Annotated in this window: 16 protein-coding genes; 8 read left to right on the top strand and 8 right to left on the bottom strand. The window is 72.6% G+C overall.

The window, feature by feature from the left end:
* The first annotated feature begins 22 nt into the window (after positions 1–22).
* Complete coding sequence (locus AW27_RS19310; protein WP_078556769.1) at positions 23–2,611, top strand: bifunctional FO biosynthesis protein CofGH; 2,589 nt, start codon at positions 23–25, stop codon at positions 2,609–2,611.
* Positions 2,612–2,668: 57 nt separating this feature from the next.
* Here the strand turns inward: AW27_RS19310 and AW27_RS19305 are convergent, their stop codons facing one another.
* Positions 2,669–3,724, bottom strand: coding sequence for a tyrosine-protein phosphatase (locus tag AW27_RS19305; RefSeq protein ID WP_037924974.1), 1,056 nt, complete (start codon positions 3,722–3,724; stop codon positions 2,669–2,671).
* 510 nt (positions 3,725–4,234) lie between these two features.
* Between AW27_RS19305 and AW27_RS19300 the strand changes: the two genes are divergently transcribed.
* Together AW27_RS19300 and AW27_RS19295 are read left to right on the top strand one after the other, a co-directional pair.
* Entirely contained in the window at positions 4,235–5,362 is a 1,128-nt protein-coding gene (locus AW27_RS19300) for an ADP-ribosylglycohydrolase family protein (RefSeq protein WP_037925451.1), read from the top strand.
* 115 nt (positions 5,363–5,477) lie between these two features.
* Positions 5,478–6,338 (top strand): TIGR03619 family F420-dependent LLM class oxidoreductase, encoded by an 861-nt coding sequence (locus tag AW27_RS19295; protein ID WP_037924969.1) that lies wholly within the window; start codon positions 5,478–5,480, stop codon positions 6,336–6,338.
* A gap of 103 nt (positions 6,339–6,441) precedes the next feature.
* Here AW27_RS19295 and AW27_RS19290 read toward each other — a convergent pair whose 3' ends face one another.
* On the bottom strand, positions 6,442–10,416 hold the full coding sequence (locus AW27_RS19290) for a hypothetical protein (protein WP_052031092.1): 3,975 nt from the start codon (positions 10,414–10,416) through the stop codon (positions 6,442–6,444).
* A 97-nt stretch (positions 10,417–10,513) separates the two neighbouring features.
* Entirely contained in the window at positions 10,514–10,960 is a 447-nt protein-coding gene (locus tag AW27_RS19285; protein ID WP_037924967.1) for an ATP-binding protein, read from the bottom strand.
* 136 nt (positions 10,961–11,096) lie between these two features.
* On the opposite strand from AW27_RS19285, the gene AW27_RS19280 reads away from it, so the two are divergent.
* The gene (locus tag AW27_RS19280; RefSeq protein WP_037925447.1) at positions 11,097–11,933 is read left to right on the top strand and encodes a helix-turn-helix domain-containing protein; all 837 of its coding nucleotides are present in this window, start codon (positions 11,097–11,099) and stop codon (positions 11,931–11,933) included.
* A complete protein-coding gene (locus AW27_RS19275) occupies positions 11,930–12,178 on the top strand; it encodes a DUF397 domain-containing protein (RefSeq protein WP_037924964.1) in 249 nt (82 codons plus the stop codon). The genes AW27_RS19280 and AW27_RS19275 overlap by 4 nt, the downstream gene beginning before the upstream one ends.
* Positions 12,179–12,190: 12 nt before the next feature.
* Here the strand turns inward: AW27_RS19275 and AW27_RS19270 are convergent, their stop codons facing one another.
* Positions 12,191–12,808 (bottom strand): flavodoxin family protein, encoded by a 618-nt coding sequence (locus AW27_RS19270; RefSeq protein ID WP_037924961.1) that lies wholly within the window; start codon positions 12,806–12,808, stop codon positions 12,191–12,193.
* Between the two features lie 128 nt (positions 12,809–12,936).
* On the opposite strand from AW27_RS19270, the gene AW27_RS19265 reads away from it, so the two are divergent.
* Entirely contained in the window at positions 12,937–13,452 is a 516-nt protein-coding gene (locus AW27_RS19265; protein ID WP_052031090.1) for a hypothetical protein, read from the top strand.
* A gap of 316 nt (positions 13,453–13,768) precedes the next feature.
* Here the strand turns inward: AW27_RS19265 and AW27_RS19260 are convergent, their stop codons facing one another.
* Both AW27_RS19260 and AW27_RS19255 read right to left on the bottom strand, forming a co-directional pair.
* Entirely contained in the window at positions 13,769–14,050 is a 282-nt protein-coding gene (locus AW27_RS19260; protein WP_236647736.1) for a hypothetical protein, read from the bottom strand.
* A gap of 220 nt (positions 14,051–14,270) precedes the next feature.
* The gene (locus AW27_RS19255; protein ID WP_037924959.1) at positions 14,271–15,821 is read right to left on the bottom strand and encodes an APC family permease; all 1,551 of its coding nucleotides are present in this window, start codon (positions 15,819–15,821) and stop codon (positions 14,271–14,273) included.
* 367 nt (positions 15,822–16,188) lie between these two features.
* On the opposite strand from AW27_RS19255, the gene AW27_RS19250 reads away from it, so the two are divergent.
* A complete protein-coding gene (locus tag AW27_RS19250; RefSeq protein ID WP_037924957.1) occupies positions 16,189–17,277 on the top strand; it encodes a DNA alkylation repair protein in 1,089 nt (362 codons plus the stop codon).
* Positions 17,278–17,331: 54 nt separating this feature from the next.
* Positions 17,332–17,793 carry a hypothetical protein gene (locus AW27_RS19245; protein WP_037924954.1) on the top strand — a complete coding sequence of 154 codons (462 nt, stop codon included), beginning with the start codon at positions 17,332–17,334 and terminating at the stop codon, positions 17,791–17,793.
* Between the two features lie 53 nt (positions 17,794–17,846).
* Here the strand turns inward: AW27_RS19245 and AW27_RS19240 are convergent, their stop codons facing one another.
* Together AW27_RS19240 and AW27_RS19235 are read right to left on the bottom strand one after the other, a co-directional pair.
* Positions 17,847–19,310 (bottom strand): aldehyde dehydrogenase family protein, encoded by a 1,464-nt coding sequence (locus AW27_RS19240; protein ID WP_037924953.1) that lies wholly within the window; start codon positions 19,308–19,310, stop codon positions 17,847–17,849.
* The gene (locus AW27_RS19235; RefSeq protein ID WP_037924950.1) at positions 19,307–21,046 is read right to left on the bottom strand and encodes an N-acyl-D-amino-acid deacylase family protein; all 1,740 of its coding nucleotides are present in this window, start codon (positions 21,044–21,046) and stop codon (positions 19,307–19,309) included. Before AW27_RS19235 ends, AW27_RS19240 begins: the two co-directional genes overlap by 4 nt.
* Positions 21,047–21,170: the final 124 nt, after the last annotated feature.

The following is a 21,170-nucleotide window of genomic DNA, read 5'->3' as shown; positions in this document are numbered from 1 at the left end:
CGTCGGATCGTATGCTCGCCCCATGACCACTCCGAGTGACGCTCCGACCGAAAACGCGATGCGCCGCGCGCTGCGACGGGCCCGAGACGGTGTCGCGCTCGACGCGGCCGAAGCGGCCGTGCTGCTCCAGGCGCGGGGCGAGGCCCTCCGGGACCTCTCGGCCTCCGCCGCTCGCGTCAGGGACGCCGGGCTCACCGCCGCCGGGCGGCCCGGCGTCATCACGTACTCGCGCAAGGTGTTCATCCCCCTCACCCGGCTCTGCCGCGACACGTGCCACTACTGCACCTTCGTCACCGTCCCCGGCAAGCTCCGCCGCAGCGGCCACGGGATGTACCTCTCCCCCGACGAGGTCCTCGACATCGCCCGCCGGGGTGCGGCGATGGGCTGCAAGGAAGCCCTCTTCACCCTCGGCGACCGCCCCGAGGACCGATGGCCCGAGGCCCGCGAGTGGCTCGACGCGCACGGCTACGACGACACCCTCGCCTACGTCCGCGCCATGGCGATCCGGGTGCTGGAGGAGACCGGGCTGCTGCCGCACCTCAATCCCGGCGTCATGTCGTGGTCGGACCTTCAACGGCTCAAGCCGGTCGCCCCGTCCATGGGCATGATGCTGGAGACCACCGCCACCCGCCTGTGGTCCGAGCCCGGCGGTCCCCACCACGGCTCCCCCGACAAGGAACCGGCCGTGCGGCTGCGGGTGCTGGAGGACGCGGGCCGCTCCAACGTCCCCTTCACCACCGGCGTCCTGATCGGCATCGGCGAGTCCTACGCGGAACGGGCCGAGGCCTTCTTCGCACTGCGCCGCATCCAGCGCAGCTACCACGGCATCCAGGAGGTCATCGTCCAGAACTTCCGCGCCAAGCCGGACACCGCCATGCGCGGCATGCCGGACGCGGAGCTGGAGGAGCTGGCCGCCGCGATCGCCGTCGCCCGCCACGTCCTGGGCCCCAGCGCCCGCATCCAGGCCCCGCCGAACCTGGTGGACGCCGAATACGCCCTGCTCATCGGTGCGGGCATCGACGACTGGGGCGGCGTGTCCCCGCTGACCCCCGACCACGTCAACCCCGAGCGCCCCTGGCCGCACATCGAGGAGCTGACCGCCCGGACCGCAGCCGCCGGCTTCCAGCTGCGCGAACGCCTGACCGTCTACCCGGAGTTCCTCCAGCGCGGCGAGCCCTGGCTGGACCCGCGCCTGCTGCCGCACGTGCGGGCCCTGGCCGACGCGGAGACCGGGCTCGCCGACGAGCGGGCGGTCGTCGAGGGGCGGCCGTGGCAGGAACCCGACGAGGGCTTCGCCGCGTACGGCGCCGGCACCGGCCGTACGGACCTGCACGCCACCATCGACACCGAGGGCCGCACCGCCGACCGGCGCGAGGACTTCGACCACGTCTACGGCGACTGGGAGGCCCTACGCGAGGCCGCCGCCCCCGGCATGGTGGCGGAGCGCATCGACACCGACGTACGCGCCGCCCTGGCGCAGGCCGCCGACGACCCGACACGGCTGACCGACGCCCAGGCGCTGGCGCTGTTGCACGCGGACGGTCCCGCGCTCGACGCACTGTGCCGGATCGCCGACGACCTGCGCCGGGCGGTCGTGGGCGACGACGTCACCTACATCGTCACGCGGAACATCAACTTCACCAACGTCTGCTACACCGGCTGCCGTTTCTGCGCCTTCGCGCAGCGCCGCACCGACGCCGACGCCTACACCCTCTCCCTCGACCAGGTCGCCGACCGGGCCGCCCAGGCCTGGGACGTCGGCGCGGTCGAGGTGTGCATGCAGGGCGGCATCCACCCCGACCTGCCGGGGACGGCGTACTTCGACATCGCGCGGGCCGTCCGGCAGCGGGTGCCGGGCATGCACGTGCACGCCTTCTCCCCGATGGAGGTCGTCAACGGCGCGACCCGCACGGGCATGTCCGTACGGGACTGGCTGACGGCGGCCAAGGAGGCCGGGCTGGACTCGATCCCGGGGACGGCGGCGGAGATCCTGGACGACGAGGTGCGCTGGGTCCTGACCAAGGGCAAGCTGCCGGCGGCGGACTGGATCGACGTCGTCACCACCGCGCACGAGCTGGGGATCCGCTCCTCGTCGACGATGATGTACGGGCATGTGGACCAGCCCCGGCACTGGCTCGGCCACTTCCGCACGCTGGCCCGGATCCAGCAGGAGACCGGCGGTTTCACGGAGTTCGTGACGCTCCCGTTCATCCACACCAACGCCCCCGTGTACCTGGCGGGCATCTCCCGGCCCGGTCCCACCGTCCGCGACAACCGCGCGGTGACGGCGATGGCCAGGCTCCTGCTGCACCCGCACATCCCCAACATTCAGACGAGCTGGGTGAAGCTGGGGGCGGAGGGCGCGGCCGAGATGCTCCGCTCCGGGGCGAACGACCTGGGCGGGACGCTGATGGAGGAGACCATCTCCCGCATGGCCGGGTCGGGTTACGGCTCGTACAAGTCGGTCAAGGACCTGGTGGCGGTCGCGGCGGCGGCGGGCCGTCCCGCGAAGCCCCGTACGACGCTGTACGGGGAGGTGCCCGAGGAGCGGCAGCGGGCGGCCCTCGCGTCGGACGGGCACCTGCCGGAGCTGCTGCCCGTACTGGACTGAGCGGGGCAGGGCGGGGAGGGGGTTCGGCAGAAGCGGGCTCTCCTCCCCGCCGGACGGTCAGCCGACGAGCAGGTCCTTGCGGAGCTGCTTCAGCTCGCGGGCGTCGATGCCGAGTCCGTCCTTGAGGTAGCGGTCGAAGGAGCCGTAGGCGGCCTCGACCTCGTCGTAGCCGGCGTTCAGGTACTCGGGCCGCACGTCCAGCAGCGGCTTGTAGACGGCGGCCTGCTCGGCGGGCAGGTGCGAGAGGATCGCCTCGTTGGCGGCTTTGCGGTAGTCGTTGCTGGCCAGGTAGTCGGCCTCGACGGTCTGGCGGGGCACACCGAGGGCGGTCAGCAGGGCGGCGCCCGCCCAGCCGGTGCGGTCCTTACCGGCGGTGCAGTGGAAGAGGACGGAGCGGGCGCGGGCGCGATCGTGCTCGATGCCTTCGAAGACGCGCGTGTACGCCTTCGTGCCGCCCTCGCCGGACACCATCGCCCGTTCGGCGTCGACCATGGCCCGGACGGCCTCGTCGGGAGTGCGGGGCATGGTCCGGAAGGAGTCGGAGCCCGCGAAGACGTCGGCGACGACGTAGGAGGCGCTCGCGGGGACCTTGTCGGCGTCCTTGCTGCGCTCGTCCTGCGTGCGCAGGTCGAAGACGGTCCTGATGTGCAGGCGCCGGAGCTTGGCGAGGTCGTTCGCGGTGAGCCCGCCGAGGGCGTCGGAGCGGTAGACCTCGCCCATCTTCACCCACTGCCCGGTGCTGGTGCGGTAGCCGCCGGCGTCACGGAAGTTGGCGGTGCCGTCGAGCTGGATCAGGCGGTCGGCGAGGCGCAGGCCGTGGCCGTGCTGCGGTGTGAAGTCGAACCACTGGCGGTCGGCGGCGGGCAGGCCCGTGACCACGGCCCGGCCCTGGGCGCCGCCCCTGGCGACGACCTTGCCGTTCGCCTTGATCTCGACCCGCCTGGTGCCCGGGGCCTTCCAGTCCAGCGTGAAGGAGCCGTCGGCTCCGGCGGTGACGGTGGCCTCGGTGAAGGGGATGGCCGAGCGGTTGCCGGCGTGGGCGGCGGGGGCGGTGATCAGGGCCGCGGTGAGCGCGGACGCGACGACGGTCGCGGCGAGGAGAGCCTTCTTCATGGCGTCGAGGCTCGGCGGCCGTGGAGAACGTCGGATGAACGCGGCGTGGCCGGAACCGGCCGCACCGAAGGCAAGTGGCAAAACGTGCCACTGATCGTTCGGCGGCTGGAACTGTTCGCGTTCCGGCCGATCTCTGCTCACTTATGGACCTCTTGGCGTACCACTTCCGGTTTCGATCGAACCTGTCCACTACAGTGCGGATTTCGCAGGGGCGGCGATTACAGGTCAGCGGGGGGCGCGGTGCCGGGGGTGGACGACGTGGTCGGTACGGACGGCGAGCGGCGGCAGAACGCCCACCAGGCGCCACCGACCGGCACCCCCCTCCCCGGCCCGGACACCCCGTCGGGCGGTACGAACACCCCTGGCCCGGACGCGGAGAAGCCCGCCCCGGATCCCGCGGGCAGCCCCTCCCACGCCGTCCCGCACGGCACCGCCGACCCGGCCACCGCCCCGGCCAGCGGCCTGGCACGGGGCGGCGTGGGAGGGGCCGAGCGGACGCTCGGGCGGGGGATCGCCACCGGGCTCTGGGGGCGGATCGAGCAGCAGGACTTCCGCAGCCGCATCCGCGGCACCCTCCTCGGCGCGGCCCTCGGCGATGCCTTCGGCGCGCCCCTCGCAGGCCTGTCCCTCGACGCCGTCCGCACCGCCCACGGACCGGACGGCCTGACCGCTCCCGCCGTCGCCCACGGCCGGCGCGGCCGGGTGACCGCCGCCACCCAGCTCACCCTCTTCACCGTGGACGGCCTGATCCGGGCCCACGTCCGCCGGGACACCGGCACCTGGCACCCGCCCACCGACGTGCACCGCGCGTACCGCCGCTGGGCGGCGACCCAGCACGACTGGGGCCCCGACGAGCGCCGCGAGGACAACGGCTGGCTCGCGCAGGAGGAGTGGCTCTACGCCCGCCGCGACCCCGACCGCGACTGCCTGACCGGCTTCGGAGACGACGTCCTCGCCCCCTTCGACCAGCCCAAGAACCCGGCCGCCCGCGGCCCGGCCGCCGCCGTCCGCTCGGCCCCCTTCGGGCTGCTGGTCGGCTGGGAGCCCGGCCTCGTCCTCCAGCTCGCCGTCGAGTGCGCCGCCCAGAGCCACGGCCATCCCACCGCCCACCTCGCCGCGGGCGCCCTCGCCGTCCTCGTCCACGGCCTCATCCGCGGCGACTCCCTCGACGCCGCCATCCAGCGCACCCTGGGCCTGTTGGGAGCCCGCCCCGGACATCAGCCCGTCACCGACGCCCTCCAACGCGCCACGGCGGCCGTCACCCAGGGCGCGCCCGGCCCCGACGCCGTCGAAGCGCTGTCCCCCGGCACGGCCGCGCCCGACGCCGTACCCGACGCCGCGGACGCCCTCGCCGTCGCCGTCTACTGCGCCCTGGTCGCCGAGGACGTCGCCCACGGCCTGCGCCTCGCCGTCAACCACGGCGGCGACTCCGTCGCCTCCGGCACCCTGTGCGGGGCGCTGCTCGGCGCGCTCCACGGAGAGACCGCCCTGCCTCCCGCCTGGCTCGCGGAGCTGGAGGGCCGTGCCACCCTCCTGGAGCTGTGTGACGACTTCGCCCTGGAGATGACCCAGGGCCCGGCCCTCCACGGCCCCTCCGCCTCCTCCCCCGGCTGGCTGGCCCGCTACCCCCGCGGCTGACACGGGCCGTCCGCGGCTGACACGGGCCTTCGCGACCTGACGCACCCTCAACAAGCGGGTCGGCAGCCCGTACCGTGGCGTTCCCACGTCCCGGCTGCCGGAGGTGCCAGCACCCATGCGGATCGCCACGACCGTCTTCCTCACCGACCGCACCGTCTCCCCCGCCCGTCTCGCCCGCAGCCTGGAGGAACGCGGCTTCTCGGGCCTCTACCTCCCCGAGCACACCCACATCCCGGTCTCCCGCGAGACCCCCGCCCCGATGGGCGGCGAACTCCCCGAGATGTACGGGCGCACCCTCGACCCCTTCATCGCCCTCGGCCAGGCCGCCGCGGTCACCCAGCGGCTGCACCTGGGCACCGGCATCACCCTGGTGGCACAGCACGACGGCATCGGCCTGGCGAAACAGGTCGCGACCCTCGACCACCTCTCCGGCGGCCGTTTCACCCTGGGCATCGGCTACGGCTGGAACGTCGAGGAGGCCGCCGACCACGGCGTCGAGTGGCGCACCCGCCGCGACCTGGTCCGCGACCGGATGGCCCTGATGCGCGCCCTGTGGGCGCCCGAGCCGACCGCGTACGTGGGCCAGTACTGCTCCGTCCGGGCCAGCAGCGCCCACCCGAAGCCGGTCCAGGCCCCGCGCGAACTGGGCCCCGGCTCGGCCCTGCACGGGCCCCGCACCCTGATCGGCGGAGCGGCCGGCCCGAAGCTCTTCGCCGCGATCGCCGACCACGCCGACGGCTGGCTGCCGATCGGCGGCGGCGGCCTGACCGAGTCCCTGCCGGTGCTGCGCCAGGTGTGGGAGACCGCCGGCCGTGACCCGAAGTCCCTCCAGGTGGTCCCGTACGCCGTCCACCCCAGTGCGGGCAAGCTCGCCCACTACGCCGACCTCGGCATCGAGGAGGTCGTCCTCCAGCTCCCCTCGGCCCCCGAGCCGGAGACCCTGCGCGCCCTGGACGGGTTCGCCCAGTACCTCTAATGGGTCTGGCCTCCCCTCCCCGCCCCGCCCGGTTCCCGCGGACAGCAGCGGGGCCCGCCCGATCGTGCGATCGGACGGGCCCCGGTTCAGCGCTGCCGGATCCTCAGGACGTGAAGTAGCCGTTCAGGTCGGCGATCACGTCGGTGGAGCCGGAGTTGTTGAAGAACGTCACCCGCCCGTCCACGACGGGCACGACCACCAGGTTGGAAACGGTCTGCCCGGCCGTGAAGTTGAGATTCGACACGTTCGGCCGCCCGGCGCCGTGCGGGTGCACGATGAGGTGGCCGTCCTGGGACGGGTTGGTGACGGTGACGTTCAGGACCACCGCCGTCACTCCGGTGAGCGGCACGCCCTCGACCCCGGCGACCTGCAGGCTGACGATGCTGCCCCCGCGGACGGCTCCGGCGCGGGCGCCGGTCCCGTCACGGGTGTCCAGGAGCCGGATCGGCGCCCCGGCCGAGAAGGTCGACCCCTCGGCCGCGTAGTAGCCGGTGACGTCGGCGATCAGGTCCACCGACCCCGCGTTGTTGCGCAGGTCGACCTTGCCGTTCACGACCGGCACCGTCACCAGGTTGGGGACGATCTGTCCGGGCGTGAAGTTGAGGTTCGACACACCCGGTGCGGCCTGGCCGTTCGGGTAAACGGTGACGTGTCCGGCCTCGGTCGGGTGGACGGCGGTCACGTTCATGACGACGGCCGTGACCCCGTTCGCGGGAACACCCTTCACACCGGCCACCTGAAGGGTGACCACCCCTCCGGGACCGACCCGCTCCTTCTTCGCACCCGTGCCGTCACGGGTGTCCAGGAAGCGCGACGGCGTGACCGGGTTCAGTGCGGAGCCCGCCCCGGCCTTGTCGGTGTAGTAGCCGGTGACGTCGGCGATCAGGTCCACCGACCCCGCGTTGTTGCGCAGGTCGACCTTGCCGTTCAGCACGGGCACCGTCACCAGGTTCGGCACGATCTGCCCCGGCGAGAAGTTGAGGTTCGACACCGAGGGCCTGGGCTGCCCGTTCGGGTAGACCATCACGTGTCCCGCCTCGGTCGGCTGGACCGCGGTCACGTTCATCACGACCGCCGTCACGCCCGTCGCCGGGATGCCCTTCACACCGGCCACCTGAAGGGTGACCACCCCGCCCGGACCGACCCGCTCCTTCTTCGCACCCGTACCGTCACGGGTGTCCAGGAACCGCGCGGGGCCGTGCGGCACGAACCGGCTCTCGGTGGCGGTCGTCGGGGCCGTCACCGTGTACGCCTTGGTGATCCGGTGCCCGATGTAGAGGCCCACGTCGTACAGGCCGGGCTGCAGGCCGGTCGTGTCGACCAGCACCTTCATCGAGGTCCCGTCCGGGCTGACGGAGAGCGGCTTGAGGGAGGGACCGACCTCGTACTTCGAGCCGCCGGGCATCAGCATGAGGTCGGAGGTGAGGGTGAGGTCCACTCCGTGGAGGACCGCCTGGTTCCACGTCCCGGCGGGCCCGGTCGCCGGGCTGATGGAGGTCACCCACGGGGCCGGCTGCTGCGGCCCGCTGCACACCGTGATGCAGGATCCCCGCATGGTGAACTCGACCGGCAGGACGGTCCTGGCCGCGCTCAACATCAGTACGGCCTGGCCCGCCTTCGCACCGCTCTCGACCGAGCACCGGGTGCTGAACCCGCCCTCGCACCGGTACCCGGACGAGGTACCGGAGCCTTCCCATCCCTGGGCGCCGAGCAGGCTCAGTTCGGGGGTGGCGGGGCTGGCGAGGTCGTTGGACATGCTGTGTCCGGTCACGCCGAAACTCTGCGAGGGCTTCATGTCGACGACCGCGCAGTAGGCGGTCGAGGCCTGCGTCAGCACTCCGCTGCGCTCGGGGAAGCCGTCCGCCGAGATCCGGTTCGCGGTGCACTCGGGCACCCAGCCCGCGGACGTGCCGACCTTCCAGGTGTCCACGTCGGCGTGGACCGGCTTGCCCGCGTGGTTCTGGGTGTGGACGATCGCGACGTACGACGTGGATCCGGTGACCCGGCAGGCGACGGCGTACTGCCGGCACAGGAACCTGCCGCCGGAGTCGACCACCTGCAGCGTCGCCGAGGGGTCGTCCCTGACGCCGGCCGTCCGGGCGCTCAGCCAGAACTTGTCGGTGGTGGCGCCGGTGATCCGCACGCAGCGCGCGTCGAGCGGCGAGGTCAGGTCGAAGGACACGGCCTGGCCGCCGACCTTCGTCGAGACCGGGGCGGTGCAGTTCGCCGCCGCCGAGACGTCACGCCGTGCCAGCTTGTAGGTGCTGACCCCGCCGACCAGCATCACGGTGTACGGGGTGCCGGCGGTCAGGGGGCACGGCAGGACGGCGCCGCCGAGGCACGCGACGTTGCCCGCGGGGTCCGCGACGTAGAAGGTCGCTCCCTCCCCGCCGACGGGCTGGGAGTAGGCCAGCACCTCGGCGGGCGAGTGCTGGTCGGCGGGCAGGCTCAGGCAGGACTGCCGGCTGTCGGCGGTCAGCGAGACCTCCGCTCCGGCCGATCCGTCGAAGCCGGTGCGCGGCCAGGACGCGCATCCCGCGGGTTCACCGGTCCGGTGGACCGCCAGGCCGAAGGCCTGTGCCGGAGTGCCGGTCAGGACGGCCCGGAAGGGCGCGGTACCGGTCAGCTTGCAGACGGGGTAGTAGCCGGAGTACTCGCACTGCTTGAGGCCGGCCGCGTCGTACACCACCGCGCTGACGGTCTTCCCGCCGGCGGGCGTCCGGTCCAGCAGGTACACGCCCTTGCCCGAGGCCGTCGGCAGGCTCAGGCACAGCTTCTGCCCGGGGCCGCCGAAGGTGCCGGTCGCCGCCCCGGCGACGAGACCGTTGTCGTGGGTGGCGGTGCAGCCCCGGGTCTCCTTGGCGGAGTGGAAGGCCATGCCGAAGGCGGTGGGGGCCTCGGCCCGGGGGGTGGCCGCCCACGTGTGGTCCCCGGCGGGCAGGTCGCACGCGCCGTACTGGCAGACTCCGGGTATCGCGGCGCCGGCCGCGTCGTACAGCGTTCCGGCAGGGGCCGGACCGGAGGCGACGGGGCCGAAGGAGTGCCAGGCGGGCTGGGCGACCCGAAGGGTCCGGCAGCGTGCGGTGCCGGTCAGGTCCGGGGAGACCCCGAACGCCTGCGGCTCCACGAGCGCGCAGCCCTCGGGCCGGGAGAGGCGGGCCAGGGTCAGGTCGTAGGACGGCTGGCTCGCGCCGTCCGAGCGGACGGTCATCATCCGGAACGGCGCGGTTCCGGTGAGCTTGCAGTCGAGCGCGACGCTCTCGGTGTTCAGCCAGTCGTAGGCAGTGGCGCAGATCTGCTTGCCGGTCGCGTCGTAGACGCTGTGGTGGACCTCCTTCGAGGAGGAGTAGCTGCGCAGTACGTCGTTCGCGGCCAGGTCCAGCGCGTAGCAGTCACCCGCCGAACCGGCCGGCAGCGAGCCCTGGAACACCTTGGGCGCGCCGAGCCTGCGGTCGGCGGGAGCGACGGTGGTGCAGGTCGTGGACGAGGCCAGCGGCAGGTACGAGGTCCAGATCGAGGTCTGCGAACCCGTGCCGTTCACGACCTTCATCGTGTAGGTGCCCGCCTGGGCGGCGGGGCAGCGGACCGCCCCGAAGGCGTAGTCCCCGGGGCCGCGTACGTGCTCGCAGGTCACGGTGGCGCCCGTGGGCGACACCAGCTTGGGCCGGATGATGCCGGGCGAGGTGGCGAGCTGCAGGACGACCACGTCCGGTGCGGGCACCGCGAAGGAGAAGGACGCCGTCGTGTTGGCCTCGACCGCACAGTTGACGATCGTGCTCGGCTGCAGGGCCGTCGGGCAGGCGCCGGCGGCCTGGCCGCTCTGCTGGAGCGAGCTCAGGACGGTCTCGCGCTCGGCCGCCGGATCCTTCTTCGGCGCGGTGGCCGTGGGGCCCGCCTCGGGGGCGGTGGCGACGGACTCGACGGACGCGCCGGACTGCGGTGAGGCGGTGGCGGCCGTGGCGGCGGGCGGCTGCGTCGCCGCGGCGGCGCTTGTCTGGCCGGTGAACGATGCCAGTACGGAGAGCAGCAGGGCCCCGGACGCGACCGCGGCCCTGCCCCTCCCCGGTCTTTCGCGCACTCTTCTGCCCATAGGCAGCAATCTCATGGAGCCCCCAGCTCAGCAGACCCTCGTCCTGTGTCCCTCACACGACGGGCAGCCGGAGCTTACCGGCCCCCTACACGGACCCCGCAGGGGGGCGGCGGCGCGGCAGCTCGGCCCAGACCGTCTTGCCGATGACGCGGTCCGTGACGCCCCAGTCGGCGGCGACGGCGTCCACGAGGCGCAGGCCGTAGCCGGCCTCCGCCTCGTAGGCGTGCGGCCGCAGCACCGGGCGGCGGTCGCGGCGGGCGTCGGAGACCTCGATGCGCAGGAGTTCCTCCAGGAGCGTCAGCTTCAGCTCGAAGTCCCGCCCCGGGACCCGCCCGTGCCGGACGGCGTTGGCGGCGAGCTCGGCCACGAGGAGCCCGGCGTCGGCGGAGAACGCGGTGGATTCGGGGAAGCCCCAGGCATGAAGCTCGACGAGGGCCAGCTGTCGGGCCAGCCGGGCCCCGCGGCGGGTACTGGTGAAACGCTGAGTGAACACGCGTACGAGGGTCCGGGCGCGGCCGGAGGGTGCGGTCATGGCGCCAACATCCCGCCCGACCAGGCTCGTTCAACACCACTCGGGCTCGTACAAACCAACTGTACGAGTCCACTCCCTGGACAGGCGCGGTCACCGTGCGTGAATCTGCCTGTCGGGGATCGGGGAGGTGACCGCCATGGTGAGTGCCGACGGCAGCGGTGACGGCGAGGTCGAGCCGGACGACAACCTGCGCAGCTTCGGCGAGACGGTCAAGGCCTCCCGCAAACGCGCCGGCCTGACCCAGGAGCAACTGGCCCCGCTGATCGGGTACTCGGTGCAGTACGTCGGCTCGGTGGAGCAGGGCCGCCGCCACCCGTCGCAGAAGTTCGTGTCCAAGACCGAGGCGGTCCTGGACACCTTCGGCGTCATCGACATCGCCGCGAAGCAGCTGACGCGGCGGCGCGGCCTGGCGACGTGGTTCCGGCGGTGGGCGGAGCTGGAGGAGGGCGCCGTCATCCTCAACACCTACGAGTGCCGGTCCGTGCCGGGGCTCCTCCAGCCGGAGTCGTACGCCCGTGCCCTCATCGACAACGTCCCGCCGCTGGCCACCCCGGAGGAGGCGGAGGCCCGTGTCGCGGTGCGGCTGGAACGCCAGAAGCTGCTGCACCGCACCCCCTACGCCCTCTTCAGCTTCGTCATCGAGCAGGCGCTGATCGAGCGGCGGACGGGCGGGCCGCAGGTCACGCGGGAGCTGGTCGACCGGCTCCTGGAGTGCGGGGAGCTGCCCAACGTGGACGTCCAGGTCATGCCGCTGGTCCAGCCGGTGCACGCGGGCACCGACGGCCCCTTCCAACTCCTGGAAACCGATGAACACGAGTGGCTGGGCTACACCGAAGGACAGCAGACGGGCCAGGTCATCTCCGACCCGAAGGACGTCAGCCTCCTCCACCAGCGGTATGCCAAACTTCGCATCCAGGCCCTCAATCCGGCGGACAGCGCTGGCCTGTTGATGCGAATGCGAGGATCCCTGTGAACAGCTCCGACTTGCGATGGTTCAAGAGCAGCTACAGCGGAAGTCAGGGCGACAGCTGCGTCGAGGTCGCCCTCTCCTGGCACAAGTCCACGTACAGCAGCGGCGACGGCGACAACTGCGTCGAGGTCGCCGCCTGCCCCGACGCCGTGCACGTCCGGGACTCCAAGGTGACGGCCGGCCCCGAGCTGGCCGTCACCCCCGGCGTCTGGACCGCCTTCCTGGGCGGCGTCACCGCCACCGGCTGAGCGGCGGCGCGGCTACCGCTCCCCGGTCTCCTCCTCGCCGGGGAACCGGGCGAGCGGGGCCTCGCGCGCGAAGAAGGTCTTCGCGCGGGTGATCGCGCGCTCGTCGCCCCGCACCTGGCCGGGCCGGGAGCCGTTGCCGAGCAGGACCCCGCCGAAGCGCATGCCCAGGTAGGCGGCGGAGTGGTTGAGGGTGGTGATCAGCCCGTCGGCGCGGAGCTCGTCCTCCTCGGACATCGCCGTGACCCCCCACAGCGTGCGGCCGCCCATCCGCTTCTTGAAGTCCATGCCGGGTACTCCCAGCCAGCCCGACCAGTAGTCGAGGTAGCGCTTGGCGTTCGCGGAGACGGTGTACCAGTACAGGGGCGAGGCGATGACGATGTCGGTGGCCTCCAGGGTGAGCCGGCGCAGCTCCTCCTCGCGCTCGCCCGCCGGCCAGGTCCCGTCCTCGTGCCGGCCGTCCTGGAAGTCGGGCAGCGGGTCCTTCGCGAGGTCCACCCAGCGCTGCGGGATGCCGGTGGGCAGTTGTTCGGCCGCTGCCCGGGCGAGGATCTCGGTGTTGCCGTCCGGGCGGGAGCTGCCGAGGACGAAGAGGAACGATCGCTCGGCGTCGTCACGTATGTCGGTCGTCATGCGCCGTGCAACTCCCGCTGCTCGCGGAGCCATTCCGTCCGGCCCGTCGGGGGTGAAATCCAGTCGACGGCGGGCCCTTCCGCCGGGGATTCTGACGGCCGGACACCTGTCGAGGGGAGCGGACGGACATGCCGGGCACGCAGGCGCGGGACGCGCATCACTGGGAGTCGCTCCCGGCGGGAATCCGCGCCCAGGTCGACGGTTACGTCCTCCAGGACCGCCTGATGCAGGCCGTGAAGCTCGTGTGGGACGCCGGACGCGCCCGCGGCGTCGGTCTGCACGAGGCCCAGCTGCTGGTCCACGAGCGGTACGTCCTCCACGGCGACCGGATCGCCCGCACTCCCGAGAGTCCGCTGGACCTGGAGTCCCTGTCCGCCCTGACGAGCGGCCTGCCGGGGCGGGTTGCGGCGATCGAGGCGGTCTGGGACGGGGACACCGTCCACGACTGGTTCGTGAAACTCCTGGCGATCACCGACGACCCCGCCGGGGAGCACCACCTGGCCACCGTCCCCAGCCGCCGGGACCGCGACCGGGCCGAGGCCGCCGCCGAGGCGGGCCGCACGCTGGCCGACCACCTCGGCGTGCCGTTCCACTTCCCCGAGCCCTCGAACCCGGGCTACGACGCCCCGCGCTGGCGCCCCTGAGAGGTCGGAGAACGTCCCCGGCCCGTCCGCCTGATCGCAGGCGGACGGGCCGCTCTCGATCACGCAGAGCACGCAGAGCACGCAGAAAGCGTAGGTAGGACGGAAAGGGCTGAGCGGCCCTGCGGGACCGGCGACGAAGCCTGTCGCTCCCCCCGAGCAGCGGCATGCGCGGCTGGTCCGGGGCCGTCAGCGGAATCGATCTTAGGTCGTACCACCCGCCCCGGAAAACGCATTTACCCAGCTCAGCACCTATGTGGCCGATATTCGCCCCTGGCCTGAATCGGGCCGGCGCCGCCTGCGGGGCCGCGGGCCGGGCTCAGCCGGCCTTCGGGGCCTTCGGCAGCCCGGCGTCGAGGGCCGTGCCGGCGCCCGCGAGGGAGCTGTCGGTCGCCTTCGAGGCGGAGCCGACCGCGCCCTTGGTCACACCGACCGCCGTCTTGGCGTCCTGGACGGTCTGCGCGGGGTGGTCGGCGAGGTCGACGACACGGCCGACGAGCGGCGCCGCCCCGGAGGGCTCGTCGGCGGCGTGCGCGGCGCCGGGAACCAGCGCGAGGGCGGCTCCGCCGGACAGGACCAGGGCGGCAAGGGTGCGCTTCATGGCAGTCATGACCGGCCCAACGACCCCGCCACCCCGGAGTCACCACCTGGCCCGCCCCTTTGGAGTGGCTCCTGCCGGTCCACCGCCCCCTGCCGTTCGGCCGCACCGGCCGCACCGGCCGCCGGGAACGCCGGGAACGCCGCGAACGCCGGCGGCCCCGGATCGGGGGAATCGATCCGGGGCCGCGGGGATGACTCGGCGGGTGCGTTCGGCGCGGGGGTCAGTCCTCGACCACCAGGGCCGGGGTGGACTTCGTCAGGACCTCGCCGCGGAAGAAGGCCGGGCTGCGGCGCTGGGTGATCAGCATGACGACCACGCCCAGGAGGAGCAGGCCCACTCCGATGACGAAGACGCTGCCCACGCCGAAGAGCGAGGAGCCGGAGCCGTAGGCCGGGTCCCACATGTCGTACATCGTCTGGAAGAAGACCGCGGCGAGCATGAGGCCGCCGATGCCCGGCAGGATGCCCTTCACGAGGAGGTCGCGGGCCGAGGAGCGCAGGTCCGCGCGGAAGAACCAGACGCAGGCGAAGGCCGTGATCGAGTAGTAGAAGCAGATCATGAGGCCGAGGGCGTAGATCGTGTCGATCAGGACGTTCTCGCTGACCAGCGTCATCACCGTGTAGAAGACGCCGGTGGCGATGCCCGCCATGACGGTGGCGCGGCCCGGGGTCTTGAAGCGGGGGTGGACCTTGGCGAAGGAGGTCGGCAGGGCTTCGTAGGTGCTCATCGACAGGACCGTGCGCGCCACCGGGATGAAGGTGGTCTGCAGGCTCGCGGCGGCGGAGGCCAGGACCGCGACGAAGAGCAACACCCCGAGACCGGAACCCATGATCGGCTCGGCGAGGGTGGCGAAGACGTTGTCCGCGGTCTGCTCGTTGCCGAGGCCGTTGCCCTCGGTGCCGACACCGGCGTACATCTGGGCGGCGATGGCGACGACCAGGTACGAGGAGACGATGACGACCATGGCGAGCATCGCCGCGCGGCCGGGCGTCTTGGCGCTGCCGACGCTCTCCTCGTTGACGGACAGACAGGCGTCCCAGCCCCAGTAGATGAAGATCGAGAGGGAGAGGCCGGCCGTGAAGGCGGCGAGCGACTCGACGGCGAAGGGATTCATCCAGGACCACGAGAAGGCGAGCGAGCCCGCGACCTCGTCGGACTTGGTGATGGCCAGGTAGGCGAACAGCGCCAGCACCGTGAGCTGGAGGCCGACCAGGATGTACTGGACCCACTTGGTGGCGGTGATACCGCGGTAGCTGATCGCGGTGGCGATCGCGATGAAGACCAGGGTGGTGAGGATGTGGACGAACTTGTTGTCGTCCAGCGCGGCGAGGTCGGCGCTGCCGCTCAGTTCGCCCACGAGGAGGTAGAAGAAGTTGGTGGCCACGCCGGCGAGGTTGGAGAGCACGACGACCGTGGCGACCAGCAGGCCCCAGCCGCACATCCAGCCGACGCGGGGGCCGAAGGCCTTCACCGACCAGGTGAAGGAGGTGCCGCAGTCGGGGACCGCTTTGTTCAGGGCGCGGTAGGCGAAGGCCACCAGCAGCATGGGGATGAATCCGGCCAGGAAGACGGCCGGCATCTGGACGCCGACCTCGCTGACCGTGGGACCGAGGGTGGCCGTCAGGCAGTAGACGGGGGCGACCGTCGATACGCCGATGACGGCGTTGCCCACGAGCCCGACGGAATTGCCGCCGAGTCCCTTGCCGCGTACGCCCCCGGCCACGCCGCTTACCGTGTCTCCGGCCTGAGGCCGAACGTCCAGCTGAGTCATGAGTCAGGACGTTAGATGGTGCGTTTTCCACATGTGGATGATCGAAGTCCGGATGTAAAGAGTCTTCTACGCCTTGGAATCTTGAGTCCGGGACGATTTGCGATCGCTTAATGCAAGGCCCACTCCAACATCTCCCCGTAATTCAACAGGTCCGACCTGGGGTCTTTCATGATGCGGAAACCGCAGGCATGTCCGATTTGCACTTTTCCAAAGTTTCCCTCGTGACTTTGCGGTGACCAGCGGTAACGCGGGATGCGGACCGGTTTGCCGTGGGCCCGCTCACCGGCCCGGCCGGTCCGGGGCGGGCCGCCCCGGACGAGCCGTCGGGGAGTCCTCGGCCGGGCGCGCGATCCGCGAGACTGTCCCCATGCCCACGGCCGATGAGCTCCTCAGCGCGGACACCGTCACCACCCTGGCCGGCCTGCTGGCGCGGGCCGGCGCCGCCGGGTCCGCGCCCGCCCTGACCGCCTGCGCCACCGCGCTCGACGGGCTGTCGTACAGCGGCCGGGTCGCCGCGGTCCGCGACGCGGTCCTCGCCGACCTCCCCGAGGACTGGCCCGGCTTCGAGGCCGTCGTGCGCACGGCCCTCGCCGAGCCCGCCTTCGAGGGGTGGATGACCTTCCCCGTCAACGAGGCGGTGGCCGTCCGCGGGCTGGAGGTGTTCGAGCCCGGTCTGGAGCTGCTGCACGACCTCACCCCCCGACTGACCGCCGAATCCGCGGTGCGGCCCTTCCTGCGCGCCGACCCCGACCGCGCGCTGGCCGTCGTACGGACGTGGACCGGGGACCCGGATCCGCACGTACGGCGCCTCGCCAGCGAGGGCACCCGGCCCCGGCTCCCGTGGGCCCCGCAGCTGCCCGCGTTCGTCGCCGACCCCCGCCCGGCCCTGCCGGTACTGGACGCCCTCCACCGCGACGCGTCCGAGTACGTCCGCCGGTCCGTCTCCAACCACCTCAACGACATCGGCCGGGACCACCCCGCCCTCGCCGTCGAGACGGCTGCCCGCTGGCTGGCCGAGCCCGCCGCCACGACGGACCGCGTCGTACGGCACGGCCTGCGCACCCTGATCAAGGCCGGCCGGCCCGAGGCGCTGACCCTCCTCGGCCACGCCCCGGACGTACCGGTCACCGTGCACGGGCCGGTGGTGACCACCCCGCGGGTCGCCGTCGGGGAGTACCTCGTCTTCGACTACGCGGTCACGAACACCGGCGAGCTCCCGGCCGAGCTGGTGATCGACTACGTCGTGCACCACACCAAGGCGAACGGCACCCGCACCCCCAAGGTGTTCAAGCTCGTCACCCGCCCGCTGGCCCCCGGCGCAACCCTGGCCGGCACCAAGCGGCACTCCTTCAAGCCGATCACCACCCGCCGCTACCACTCCGGTGAGCACCTGGTGCAGCTCCAGGTCAACGGCCGTGTGCGCGGCGAGGCGGCCTTCTCGCTGGATGCCGGATGATCACTGCGGCATGCTGCGGGGCATGACCCACGGAATCGAGTCCCACCCCGCCCGGTGAGCACCCGCGCAGAGCGCCCGGCGCTCACCTCCCGGACGACCTCCCTCCACGACTACGCCCTGTTCCGCCACGGCATCGAGCCGGACGGGCAGGTCCCGGAGTATCTGGTCGACCACTTCGGCCTGCGTGCCGGACCGCAGCCGCGGGAGGTGCGGCTCGCCCAGGCGTACTGCACGGAGGGCTGCTGTGGCGCCCTGTACGTGACGATTCGCCGGGACGGCGACGAGGCGGTGTGGGGCGGCTGGCGCGGCGTCGACGTGAAGGGGCGGCCGCTGCGGCTGTACTTCGACTGGCGGCTGCCCGATGACGGCAGCCCGCTCCTCCGGCGGGCTGCCGCAGCACTGCAACGGATCGAGCGGTCCGACCCGAAGGACTTCGCCCGGCTCCAGAGGGGCAGCAGCGAACTCGCTGCGGCCCTCGGCTCCACGTGGGCCGACGGGGACGATCAGGACCTGTAGCAACACGGTGCCCGGCCGGGGCCACCTGCCCCCGGCCGGATCCGGCCCGCGGGCTACGTCGTCCAGACGATCGACTGGATCTCGCTGTAGGCGTGCAGGGCGTACGAGCCGACGTCCCGGCCGACCCCGCTGCGCTTGAAGCCGCCGAACGGGGCCTCCATGTTGCGGCCGATGGTGTTCACGCCGACCCCGCCCGCGCGCAGCCGCCGCGCAATGCGGAAGGCGCGCGCCGCGTCACCGGACCACACGTAGCTGAGCAGGCCGAAGTCGCTGTCGTTGGCCAGTCGGACCGCTTCGTCCTCATCGCCGTCGAAGGGGACGACCACGACGACCGGGCCGAAGATCTCCTCGCGGACCACCCGCATGTCGTTCGTGCAGTCCACGAGCAGGGTCGGGGCCACGTAGAAGCCCTTCCCGTCCCCGACCACCGGACGCTCGCCGCCGTACGCGATCCGCGCCCCCTCCTTCTTCCCCAGCTCGACGTACGACTCCACCCGGTCGCGGTGCGCCGCCGAGATCACCGGGCCGACCACCGTCCCGGCCGCCGCCGGGTCGCCGACCTTCATGAAGGACAGGTATCCGGTGAGCTTCTCGATGAGCTGCCCGTACACCGACCGGTGGACGATGACCCGGGTCGGGGCGGTGCAGATCTGGCCGGAGTAGAAGGAGAAGGTGGTGCCGATGCCCCTCACCGCCGCGTCCAGGTCGGCGTCGTCCATGACGACGGCCGCGCCCTTGCCGCCGAGTTCCATCAGCTGCCGCTTCATCGTGCGGCCGCAGACCTCCGCGATGCGCTGTCCGACGCCGGTGGAGCCGGTGAAGGACACCATGTCCACGTGCGGGGAGTCCACGGCGGCCTCGCCGACCTCCACCGACTGACCGGACACGACGTTGACGACGCCCGCCGGGACCCCGGCCTCGTGCAGCGCCTGCGCCATCCGGAAGACGGACAGCGGGTCCTGCGGGGCCGGTTTGACGACGACCGTGTTGCCCATGGCGAGGGCGGGCGCCACCTTGCCTGCCGGGTTCGCCCACGGGTTGTTGTAGGAGGTGATGCAGGTGACCACGCCGACCGGCTGGCGGACCTCCAGCGCGCCCAGGATGCCCGCCCGCCCCATCGGGCCGGCCTCGGTGACCTGGGGCGGCAGCCCCTTCTCGACGGGCTCCAGGGCGCCCTTGGCGTACCTGCGGAAGCGGGCGACGCCGACGCCGACCTGCATGCCGCGTGCGATCCCGGTCGGCGCGCCGGTCTCCGCCTGCGCGAGGGCCGTCCACGGCTCGAACTCCCGCTGCATGATGTCGGCCGCGCGGTCGAGGATCGCCGCCCGGGCCTGCGGTGTCGTGCGCGACCAGCTGTCGAAGGCCTCGGCTGCGGCGCGGGCCGCGTCGGCGACCTGTGCGCGCGAGGCCTCGGGGGCGAGCCCGACCACCGACGCGTCGGCCGGGTTGACCACCTCGTAGTGCCCGCCGGCCGGCTCCACCCACTCGCCGCCGATGTAGAGGGGTTGAGCGGTCATCGGGTGCTCACCGTCCTCGTGTCCCGGCCCGACCGGAGCACGATGCCGGGGACCGCCCCGGTCACCTCGTCGTCGCGGACGGTCTCCACGCCGTTGACCCGCACCGAGACGATGCCGACGGCCCGGGCGTCGAGGCGGGGGCTGTCGCCGGGCAGGTCATGGACGAGGGTGGCCGGGCCCGCGTCGATCCGTTCGGGGTCGAAGAGGACCAGGTCGGCGTGGTAGCCCTCGGTGAGCCGGCCGCGCTCGCGCAGCCCGAACAGCCGGGCCGGGTCGTCCGTGAGCATCCGTACCGCCTCCTCCAGCGGCACGAGCTTGCGGCCGCGCAGGCAGTCGCCGAGGAAGCGGGTCGTGTACGGGGCGCCGCACATCCGGTCCAGGTGGGCTCCGGCGTCGGAGCCGCCGAGCAGGACGTCCTCGTGCTGCCAGGTCTCGGCGCGCAGGGCCCAGCTCGCCGGGTCGTTGTCGGTGGGCATCGGCCAGAGCACGGTGCGCAGGTCGTCGTTGGCGCAGATCTCCACCAGACACTGGAAGGGGTCCTGGCCGCGTTCGGCAGCGATGTCGTTCACGACCCGCCCGGAGAGGCCCTCGTTCTCCTTGCTGTAGGTGTCGCCGATGACATAGCGGCCGAAGTCTGCGAGGCGGCGGAAGACGCCGGCCTCCTTGCTGTCGGCGCGGCGCAGCATCTCGGCGCGTACGGCGGGGTCGCGGAGTCGGGCGATCCGTTCGGGGACGGGCCGGGCGAGGACCTCGCCCCAGCCGGGGATGAGGTTCAGTGCGCAGAAGGTGCCGAGCGACATGTTCATGGGGGTGAGGATCGGCATGGTGAGTGCGACGATGCGGCCGCCGGCCTTGCGGGCCCGCTCACTGGGGATCAGCTGGCGCGGAACCCGTTCGGGGACGGCGGCGTCGATGGTGAGGACGTTCCAGTTCAGGGGCCGTCCGGCGGCGGCGCTCATGTCGACGAAGAGGTCGATCTCCTCGTCGGAGAACTGGTCGAGGCAGCCGGCGACGATCGCTTCGAGCTGGGTGCCCTCGTGTTCGGCGACGGCGCGGGAGAGGGCGAGGAGTTCGGCGGGCCGGGCGTGGCGGGAGGCGACGGGCGCGCCCGCGCCGTCGGAGTGGGTGGCGGACTGGGTGGTGGACAGGCCCCAGGCGCCGGCGTTCATGGCGTCGTGGAAGAGGTCGAGCATCTGCCGCATCTGCTCGGGGGTGGGCTGTCCGCCGACGGCGTCCTCGCCCATGACGTGGCGGCGCAGGGCGCAGTGCCCGACCATGAACCCGGCGTTCACGGCGATCCGGCCCTCCAGGGCGTCGAGGTATTCGCCGAAGGTGGACCAGGTCCAGTCGACGCCCTCCTCAAGGGCCTTGAGGGCCATGCCCTCGACCTTGCTCATCATGCGGCGGGTGTAGTCGGCGTCCTCGGGGCGGGCCGGGTTGAGCGGGGCCAGGGTGAAGCCGCAGTTCCCGCCGGCGACGGTGGTGACGCCGTGGTTCATGGAGGGCGTGGCGTAGGGGTCCCAGAAGAGCTGGGCGTCGTAGTGCGTGTGCGGGTCGACGAAGCCGGGGGTCAGGACGAGGCCGGTGGCGTCCTCGCTGGTGCGGGCCCCTTCGGTGACGGTGCCGGGCGCGGCGATGACGGCGATGCGGCCGTCGCGTATGCCGAGGTCGGCGACGCGGGCGGGGGCGCCGGTGCCGTCCACGACGGTCGCGCCCTTGATCAGGTGGTCGAGCATGACGTCCCTTCTGCCGGTGTTCGCGGTGCGGTCGGCCTGCCGGAGCCCCGGTGCCCGCGCGTCGAACGCCGGCAGGGCCGGGGACGGCCCCGGCGGGTGGCCGCCCGGCCGGGGCCCGGTGCGG

Origin of the sequence: Streptomyces sp. PCS3-D2 (assembly GCF_000612545.2) — a bacterium.
Classification (GTDB): Bacteria; Actinomycetota; Actinomycetes; order Streptomycetales; family Streptomycetaceae; genus Streptomyces.
This window is presented reverse-complemented; position numbering and strand designations above follow the sequence as displayed.

Excerpts from the sequence above, each read along its gene's own strand:
- AW27_RS19310 (WP_078556769.1), top strand. The coding sequence starts at position 23 with ATGACCACTCCGAGTGACGCTCCGACCGAAAACGCGATGCGCCGCGCG.
- AW27_RS19305 (WP_037924974.1), bottom strand. The coding sequence starts at position 3,724 with ATGAAGAAGGCTCTCCTCGCCGCGACCGTCGTCGCGTCCGCGCTCACC.
- AW27_RS19295 (WP_037924969.1), top strand. The coding sequence starts at position 5,478 with ATGCGGATCGCCACGACCGTCTTCCTCACCGACCGCACCGTCTCCCCC.
- AW27_RS19285 (WP_037924967.1), bottom strand. The coding sequence starts at position 10,960 with ATGACCGCACCCTCCGGCCGCGCCCGGACCCTCGTACGCGTGTTCACT.
- AW27_RS19280 (WP_037925447.1), top strand. The coding sequence starts at position 11,097 with ATGGTGAGTGCCGACGGCAGCGGTGACGGCGAGGTCGAGCCGGACGAC.
- AW27_RS19270 (WP_037924961.1), bottom strand. The coding sequence starts at position 12,808 with ATGACGACCGACATACGTGACGACGCCGAGCGATCGTTCCTCTTCGTC.
- AW27_RS19265 (WP_052031090.1), top strand. The coding sequence starts at position 12,937 with ATGCCGGGCACGCAGGCGCGGGACGCGCATCACTGGGAGTCGCTCCCG.
- AW27_RS19260 (WP_236647736.1), bottom strand. The coding sequence starts at position 14,050 with ATGAAGCGCACCCTTGCCGCCCTGGTCCTGTCCGGCGGAGCCGCCCTC.
- AW27_RS19255 (WP_037924959.1), bottom strand. The coding sequence starts at position 15,821 with ATGACTCAGCTGGACGTTCGGCCTCAGGCCGGAGACACGGTAAGCGGC.
- AW27_RS19250 (WP_037924957.1), top strand. The coding sequence starts at position 16,189 with ATGCCCACGGCCGATGAGCTCCTCAGCGCGGACACCGTCACCACCCTG.
- AW27_RS19240 (WP_037924953.1), bottom strand. The coding sequence starts at position 19,310 with ATGACCGCTCAACCCCTCTACATCGGCGGCGAGTGGGTGGAGCCGGCC.
- AW27_RS19235 (WP_037924950.1), bottom strand. The coding sequence starts at position 21,046 with ATGCTCGACCACCTGATCAAGGGCGCGACCGTCGTGGACGGCACCGGC.